This window comes from Pseudovibrio sp. Ad13 (assembly GCF_001623225.1).
Taxonomy (GTDB): Bacteria; Pseudomonadota; Alphaproteobacteria; order Rhizobiales; family Stappiaceae; genus Pseudovibrio.
In genome coordinates this window covers 1-7,408 of sequence record NZ_LMCC01000021.1, presented here as the reverse complement: position 1 = coordinate 7,408, position 7,408 = coordinate 1, and the positions used below count along the sequence as shown (strand labels likewise).

Here is a 7,408-nt window from a genome sequence, read left to right as displayed (position 1 = left end):
TAATCGGCGTAAACTCTGGTTCTCACGGCACCGTAACGGTGAGCGGAGCGGGATCCCAATGGCAGGCCACTGGGGAGTTCAAGGTTGGCAATGCTGGAACGGGTGATTTGAACATTGCCGATGGCGGCACAGTTATAGTTGTCAACGACCAAACTATCGAAGTTGCCGCGACGGCGGGATCTTCTGGCTCTGTATCAATTACGGGATCAGGCTCTCGTTTAGAAATCGGGCGTCCTCTCGATTCTAACCAAAACAAAAATCTTTATCTTGGCCGTGAAGGAACGGCAACACTCACCATTAGTGACGGCGGCGAAGCGTTCGTTGCCAGTTATTTATACGTTGCCCCAGGCGACGATGCTTCAGGTTCTGTGGATGTGTCCGGGACAGGGTCTCTTCTTGAAGTCGGAGATCGTCTTAATGTGGGTAACAGTGGAACCGGAAACCTGACCATTCGCGATGGCGGCAAAGTGATCAGTGAAACTGGTCATATCGGCAGTTACGGTGATGGCTCGGTAACCGTATCGGGTGCAGGTTCTTTGTGGCAAACCAACCTGAACACAAACATCAACACCACTTACCTTGCATTCGGTGGAACAGCTCGTTTGACAATCGAAGATGGAGGAAAAGCTGCCACGTCGAACGCAACTTTCGGCGTTTCCAACGGAGGATCCGGGGCGGCGACTGTAACAGGAAGCGGATCACTCTATCAGATCACGAATTCTCTTCTGCTCGGTTTTGAAGGTGCGGGCGTCCTAACCATCAGCGATGATGGCACCGTGGAGGTGGGTGGCGATTTCTTCATCGCCCGAAATGCTGGCTCCACCGGAGCACTTAATATCGGTGCCGCCGCTGGCGAGGCTGCTGCATCGGTAGGGACACTCGACACCGCAGCAATTTCCTTTGGTGCGAGCAATGGAAGCATCAACTTCAACCATACCGATGCCGATTACGTGTTTGCACCTGTGATCAGCGGAAAAGGCACGGTCAACCAACTGTCCGGCACCACGGTTCTGGCCACTGTCAATGCAGGATTTACCGGCAACACTGCGGTGTCATGAGGCGTGCTGGATGTGCGAAACGGCAATGCTCTGGCCGATATGGGTGATGTGAGTGTCAGCGGCGGGCGGTTGCTGATCAGCGATAGTGAGACAGCGGGCGATGCAACTGTGAACGGCGGCACACTGGAGATCGGCGCGGGCGCAACTCTTTTCACAGATGCCTTTACGTTGGTTGACGGGTCGGTGACGGGCGCAACGCTTATCGGTAGCTCCTATACGGTTGAAAACGGCAGCATAAGTGCAACGCTTGCCGGAAGCGGAGCGCTGACCAAGACCAGTAGTGGCACCGTAACGCTGACTGGTACCAACACCTATACCGGCAACACTACGGTCTCTGCGGGCACACTGGTCGTCGACGGTTTGATCGGGGATGTCACGATCAATGGCGGAACCCTTGGCGGTTCGGGCACAATAACCGGCTCGGTGACGGTCACAAACGGTGCGATCGCTGCCGGTAACAGTCCGGGTACGCTGACCATTGGTGGCGACCTCAATTTTACCTCCGGCTCGGCTCTGGATTTTGAGCTTGGATCTCCATCCGGCACCGCGGGTGTGGACAGCGACCTCATTGCTGTCGGCGGCGATTTGACACTCGATGACACGCTCAACGTGAGCGATGCTGGCGGCTTTGGTGCTGGCATCAATAACCTGATGACCTATGGCGGCACGCTGACCGACAACGGCCTGATCGTGGGGACTGCACCAACGGCCCACACCTACGGTGTTCAAACTGCGACAGCAGGGCAAGTCAATCTCATGGTAAACCCACTTCTCCTGAGCTTCTGGAATGGAGCGGTGACCAGCGCTGATGGAACCGTTCATGGCGGTACGGGTTCCTGGAGCACGGCAGGCACCAACTGGACAGATGACAGCGGCTTGGCAAGCGCGCCTTATGATCCCGACAGCTTCCTGATCTTCCAGGCGGATGCGGGAACGGTCACGGTGGATGGCGCCGGGGTCTCTGCCTCGGCGGGCATGCAGTTTGCCGTTGACGGCTATACCGTAACTGGCGACGACATTGCTCTGACAGGCGCCGCCGCGATCCGGGTCGGGGATGGAACCGCAGCAGGTGCCGGATACACGGCCACCATCGCCTCCAACTTGACCGGGACTGGTTCGCTGGAAAAGACCGACCTTGGCACGCTCATCCTGACTGGTACCAGCACCTATACCGGCAACACCTAGGTCTCTGCGGGCACGCTGGTCGTCGATGGTTCGATCGGTGATGTTACGATTGATGGCGGAACCCTTGGCGGTACGGGATCATTGGGGGCGGTTAGCGTCAATTCTGGCGGGGTGATGGCGCCGGGCAACTCCATCGGCACACTGAATACTGTATCGACCGTTTTCAACACCGGTTCGACTTATGAGGTTGAGTTGAACGATGGTGGCAACACAGCGGACATCAACAACGATCTGCTGGCTGCCAGTGATACCGTCACGATCAATGGTGGAGCGGTGCATGTCAGGCCGGAGAACGGGACCGACGACGGATCAACTTATGCCGCTAACACGGTTTACACCATCATTACCAGTGGCGGCGGTGTGACCGGGACGTTCGATTCCTCAGTGCCAACCGATGACTATGCCTTCCTTGATTTCGCAGTTTCATACGATACCAACAATGTCTATCTGACGTCGCAACTGGCCGCCTCCACTTTCTGCGTTTCCGGACTGAGTGCCAATCAGTGTGCGACGGGCGGTGGTGTGTCTTCGCTCGAAAGCGAAAACCTGTACAACGCGGTGTTGAACCTTTCCAATGCGGAGGCTCCGCAAGCCCTTGACCAGCTTTCGGGCGAAAGTCACGCTTCGATCAGGACAGCACTGATCGAAGACAGTCGCTTTGCGCGCGAAGCGGCTTTGAACCGTGTGCGCATGGCAACAGGTGCCGTGGCCGCCGACGGACAAGTCAGACCGAAAAACGCATCAGCGACAGCTTCGCGTTCTGGGGCAAGGGCTTCGGTGCGTGGGGCGACTGGAGAGGCAATGGTAATGCCGCAGAGCTTGACCGGACGATAGGCGGTTTCTTTGTGGGCGGTGATGCAAGGATCGGCGAAAATGCCCGCATTGGTCTTTTCGGTGGCTATGATAATTCCAGCTTCAAGGTGAGTGATCGTGCGTCGTTCGCTTCAGCAGACACACTGCATCTTGGCGCCTATGGCGGTGCCGATCTCCGTGCTGTGGGGCTGCGCATTGGCGCCAACTTGGCAGGGCACGACATCGACACGGACCGCTCTGTCGCCTTTAGCGGGTTCTCAGAGGAACTGTCAGCGTCCTATGATGCACGAACCACCCAAATCTTCGGCGAGGCCGGATATCGCTTCGATCACGGTGCGGTGAGTCTGGAGCCCTTCGCTGGTCTCGCTTATGTGCACCTGACGAGTGACGGCTATTCTGAAGCTGGCGGCGTAGCTGCGCTGACGGCCAACGGTCAGGCTATGGAACAGACCTTCACCACCATCGGACTGCGTGCTGAAACCAGAGCTGATCTCGGGGCTGCCTCGGCGCAGCTGAGTGCGATGGTGGGGTGGCGGCACGCTTTCGGCGACATGGCGCCGCTTGCTTATCATGCCTTTGATGGAGGAGACGATTTCTCGGTTGCCGGAGTATCGATTGCCAGAGATGCCTTCCTGCTCGATCTGGGCGCGGCAGTTGATCTTGGGGCGAACGCGGCCCTCAGTCTGACCTACAATGGCCAGTTCAGTTCCGGCTTCACCGATCAGGGACTTAAGGTGAACCTTGCTCTGCAGTTCTGAGCACTTCTCGGCCTCCACTGGGACTGAGCCCCCAGATCTCACGCCGCCGCTTGTAATCGCAAGCGGCGGGCCAGTGCTCTCAAACCAAAACAGAATATCCATATGCGCTATCGACCCAAAACAATGCGCCAATCCAATCAAGACACTTAAGACCTGTGGCGAGATCGATAAAATTCGCCAAATGATAATTCTACTTGGGAAATACTGCTTAGGGTTCCCTCATTTGATTGGAGTGCTTGGGCAATCAATACGCAAGTTGATGGAGCAAGAATGAAAGATAGAGTTGCAAGTTCAACCGCCTACACAGTGTTGCAAGGTTTGTTGTTGATCGCAGAAAAACCAGAATATCGACATCTTGTCACAGCAGAAACTCTTAAAACAGGCAAGACTATCCTTGAAAGATCTGAGGAGGGCAGAAAACGACTGAAGCAGCTCAACAGCCGTTTTTTTCGTGCGTCAGTTCCATTGATGGAAAGGCTCATATTGCCCGGCATTTCAACTCATTACGGGTTACGTAAAAAATACATCAGCGATGCTGTCGAAAACGCAATCTCCGAGGGCTACACCATGGTTGTGAACCTTGGCGCAGGCTTTGACACACTTGCCTATGAACTACATTCGCAATTTCCGGAGGTTACTTTTTTTGAATTGGATCATCCGGCGACCAGTGCTCACAAGCAAATGGCTTTAGATGACCAAGTGGCCGGCAATCTCCATCTGCTCGAAGTGGATTTCAAAAAGACCAGCGCTAAGGAAGCGTTACTTTCTCATGGGTCCTATGACGCCGCCAAACCTACTTTTTTCATCTGCGAAGGCGTGCTCATGTACTTACCGGTTTCGGATGTCAAAGCACTCTTTTCCGGCTTGGCAGAATTGGGGGAAAAGACGCGGATTGTGTTCAGCAGCGTTACTTCCTTCTCCGACCCCAAAACCAACTGTGGTCCTCTGTTGAACCTCTATCTGCGCATAAAAGGCGAACCCTTGAGCTGGACAATTGCTCTCAAGGACGTAGCCGGTTTCATCAAGGACCAAGGGTATGTTTTGCTGGATGTGGCCGAGGCAGACAGCCTGAAAGATCGTTACCTACCAAACATCACGCCAACAATGTTGCACCGTGGGGAATATTTGGTCCAGGTACAAGCTTGCAGCACTCGCGATGAGGTAGAAGCGTCATGCCCATCCGAGTGAGCATCACCAAAGATCCAGAACAGATCGATAGCATTCTGAAGTTGCGTTATGACGTGTTCTGTTTGCAGGAAAAGCTGTTTCAGCCAACCAACGACCAGAGGATTGTTGACAAGTTCGACACGTTATCGACCACACGAAACATGCTGGCGATGCGAGACGACAAGATTATTGGCGCGCTAAGGATTAGCGTCGATTCCCCAGCAGGCGTCCCGGCGGATAATTATTACGATTTTCGTCAGCACCTGCCAAAGGAGAACGTCAATATGATGAGTGTGGGCATGTTCTGTGTTCGTGAAGCACAGCGCTCGCTCGGTATTGCACTGCACCTAATTTCGTTATCGGCGATTTTCGCCGTTTCAAACGACATTACGCATGTCATCGCGCCAACGAACCCGGCTATCAGCAAACTTGTAACCCGTGTCGGTTTCAAGCCTGTTGGAGATATGCAATATGCCCCACACTTGGGGGGGAACTTCATCCCTATGATGTTGGATATGAGAGACTTGGCGGACAATCTTCAAACGTTTGCGCAACGCACCCAACTCTATAATTTCTTGCAATCCTATGAGTATATGCTGTTTAGCAAGGGCGAAGCTGTTTTGCAGGCTGGTGCAAAGGGAGACACGGGTTTTGTGATTATCGAAGGCGAGGCGGAAGTGCGCCATGCCGCTTCTGGTGATGTTCTGGGCGTTTTGGGCCAAGGTCAGTTTTTTGGCGACATAACTCTTTCAATCGATGATGCTCAGCCTGTCGACGTGATCGCTACATCTCATCTACAAACAATGGTGCTACCAAAAGACGCCTTCCTTGACCATTTACGGGCTGATCCGACTCAAATGCAAAATAGTTTTGATCACAGGATGAACGCCGAATTATTGGGTTTGCCCCAACAAAAATACGCGCAGTCTCACAGGAATTTAAAATGCGTCCTACGCCGTGATTTTTGTCTGGCTGAGCCCGCATAGTTTTTCGATAGCCAATACAGTGTCTTCCCTGCTCAAAAAGTGCGGGGAAGAGATTTTGCCTGCCGCATGCCTTTTAAGTTCGACGCCGGTGCCATCGCCTCGCTCAGGGGGGGCATAAGCTCAAGGTCCGGGCCATAGCTGAGGGCGGGCAGGAACTGGGTTTTTCGGTCTGGCTCGACAGGCTCTCCGGCGCATTCGCGAGCGTCTAGGCCCTTACGGAGCAGTGGAGAAATTATTGCAGCGCACAATAAAATGAGGTCCAACTTTGTGATGTTGGTCGCATGAGTATCAAAAGCCGTGTCAGGCTGGTTGCAGTTGAGCACAGAGAACAGAGAACAGAGAACAGAGAACAGAGAACAGAGAACAGAGAACAGAGAACAGTTTAACCTGTAAAAAACGGATTCAACAAATGCTCAACCACAATGGTATTCGCCAGATATCAGTTGTTCTCGCGTCTAACGCAATGAGGTATGCGATAAGACAACGTTAAGCACTCGATGCACTCCATAAAAGGGAGGCCAAAAAGCCCGATGTTTAACTGCTGAGCATCCAAGAAGATTTAGTTCCATCTCATCTACGCGAATTAAAAGTCGTCTGCGAACAGCCTCCCAATGAGTAGATTTGACCACTTTCATTAAAGTGCAGAGCCTCAATACGGTTACCTTCAGACGCCCAGTCCTAAGCTAAGATTTGATCGTCTATCTGATTAAGGTCAATAGGAACTTCTGCACCAAGGTCGTTCAAATAAAAGCCTTCGATCAGGCGATTTCAACTCTTGATGGAAATGCATAAACATCCGCTTCTGGTCCATTACGAACGTAGAATTCCATCATCTATGGCTGTCATAGATACGCAAGCAGATTAACTAATCAGTCTACCTTTTAAGCTTCTTCATAACACCCAACGCACAACACTTCATCTAAACCAATCGATTAGAAGATAAGGGTTCGTTTCACTCGACCCATTGAATGCAATTGGTAGTCCTGACTCATTTCAAAAAGTGAGTCGAGCATGATTGGGAATAGTGACACTTATAGCCGTACATATACGGCTTCCGAAGTTGCCAAGATCGTTGGGATGAATATTGAGACGTTGCGGGTCTGGAGGCGGCGGAAGCAGTTGGTGCTTGAGGGCGAGCGCCAAGGCTGGACCCGATATACCTTTAATGATCTGATGGCCGTTGCCACCTACCACAACATGGTACGCTCTCACTGCACAAATACGATTGCAGAGCTGATTGCCGGGACTGTCTCACAGCAGCTGGCCAACAAATGGTCTGGTATTCTTGGCACAGAAAGTAGTGTTTTCTGCCTTTGCAACAATGCAATGGATGAGGAAAATATTCAGATACAGATGCATGTCGGACTGGAAGAGCTTCTGGAGGCGATCACTCAGATTATGCGAAGCTCAAAACGTCAGCCTGCCTATCATATTGTCGATT

6 protein-coding genes and 1 pseudogene are annotated in these 7,408 nt (G+C 52.8%); all 7 read left to right on the top strand.

The genetic code is table 11. The features are described from left to right. Window positions 1–1,058 (top strand): annotated as a pseudogene (locus PsAD13_RS28190) (hypothetical protein); the annotation flags it as partial. Between the two features lie 12 nt (window positions 1,059–1,070). Beyond that, a complete protein-coding gene (locus PsAD13_RS28185; protein WP_208986922.1) occupies window positions 1,071–2,243 on the top strand; it encodes an autotransporter-associated beta strand repeat-containing protein in 1,173 nt (390 codons plus the stop codon). Between the two features lie 114 nt (window positions 2,244–2,357). Next, window positions 2,358–3,077 carry a hypothetical protein gene (locus PsAD13_RS28180; protein ID WP_063319778.1) on the top strand — a complete coding sequence of 240 codons (720 nt, stop codon included), beginning with the start codon at window positions 2,358–2,360 and terminating at the stop codon, window positions 3,075–3,077. Then, on the top strand, window positions 2,984–3,814 hold the full coding sequence (locus tag PsAD13_RS28175) for an autotransporter domain-containing protein (protein ID WP_208986923.1): 831 nt from the start codon (window positions 2,984–2,986) through the stop codon (window positions 3,812–3,814). The genes PsAD13_RS28180 and PsAD13_RS28175 overlap by 94 nt, the downstream gene beginning before the upstream one ends. A gap of 270 nt (window positions 3,815–4,084) precedes the next feature. Beyond that, window positions 4,085–5,002, top strand: a complete 918-nt coding sequence (locus PsAD13_RS24735; protein WP_063319775.1) for an SAM-dependent methyltransferase — start codon at window positions 4,085–4,087, stop codon at window positions 5,000–5,002. Beyond that, on the top strand, window positions 4,987–5,967 hold the full coding sequence (locus tag PsAD13_RS24730) for a cyclic nucleotide-binding domain-containing protein (protein ID WP_063319774.1): 981 nt from the start codon (window positions 4,987–4,989) through the stop codon (window positions 5,965–5,967). Before PsAD13_RS24735 ends, PsAD13_RS24730 begins: the two co-directional genes overlap by 16 nt. A gap of 1,011 nt (window positions 5,968–6,978) precedes the next feature. Then, a partial coding sequence (locus PsAD13_RS24725; RefSeq protein ID WP_063319773.1) for a MerR family transcriptional regulator occupies window positions 6,979–7,408 on the top strand: 430 nt, incomplete at its 3' end.